The organism is Frankia sp. AgKG'84/4, assembly GCF_023242965.2.
Taxonomy (GTDB): Bacteria; Actinomycetota; Actinomycetes; order Frankiales; family Frankiaceae; genus Frankia.
The window spans coordinates 1-960 of sequence record NZ_JALKFU020000845.1; the positions used below are offsets into that span (position 1 = coordinate 1).

At 75.2% G+C, this 960-nt stretch carries 1 protein-coding gene and 1 pseudogene; both read left to right on the forward strand.

Annotated elements, in window-relative coordinates:
• Positions 1–750: hypothetical protein (locus tag MXD58_RS25600; protein ID WP_250610255.1), on the forward strand; the 750-nt coding region annotated here is incomplete at its 5' end.
• Between the two features lie 5 nt (positions 751–755).
• A pseudogene (locus MXD58_RS25605) lies at positions 756–960 on the forward strand (hypothetical protein); the annotation flags it as partial.

Sequence of the window (960 nt, forward strand, 5' to 3'; positions counted from 1 at the left end):
GGGATCGACACCGACTCGACGGCAGCCGGCGACGGTATGGCCGCCGGCGGTGGTGGCATGGCCGGCGGCGGTGGCGAGGTCCCGTTCGACACCGGCCTCGCGGACCCCGGCTGCGTCATCCGGCGTTCCGGACCGGAGCTGCTGAGCGCGGTGCGCGAGGCGCGCGGGGACCGCTCCAGCGGGCGCTCGGTGGCGGGCATCCTGTTCGCCGCGACCTGGAGCGCCGTGGAGAAGGCGGGCCTGCCGACGCCGGAGCCTGGGATGTGGGTGCTCTTCGACGGCCGGCGGTACGTGCCGGTGCCGACCCGCTACAAGGGGAACTTCGTCGCCGGCGTCTTCCTGGAGCCCGCGGACCCGGGCGACCCGGCGGTCATCTCCGCCGCGATGCGCGAGGTGATCGACTCCGGGCGGCCGGTGGCGACGATGGCCGCCGCGGCGACCAAGCAGCTCCTGCCGGCCCCGCACCGGCGTGCCGACGCCGCAGCGCCCGCCCCGGCTCCGACGCTGGCCCTGAACTACCTGCCCCGACTACCCAGGATCAGCGAACTGCCCTGGCGGGGCGAGGCCGGCGGGCGCGTACTGGGCCTCCCGTCGACCGCGGCCGAGGGCGGGGGCATCACCGTCACGCTGGCTGAACTCGCCGACTGTCTACATGTCAGTGTCACGTATGACGCGGCACTGTTCGATCGAGAGGCCGTGAAAATGATGGCAGATCTGCTCTGTACGGATCCCCTCGGGCTTCTGCGGTGACGGGGGTGGGGCGAGGAGCGGGCCGTCGCACGAGCACCGTCCGGCCGCGGCTCGTCGCCCTCACCGCCGTGGCGCTGCTGGCCGCCGCCTGCTCGTCGACCGCGCTCGACCCGACGTCGGGATCGGTGGGCACCACCACGGCCGCGCCGTCCGCAGCCGCGGCACCCGGATCGGCGCGGCCCGGTGGCGCCGCGGGGACCGGTTCCGCCG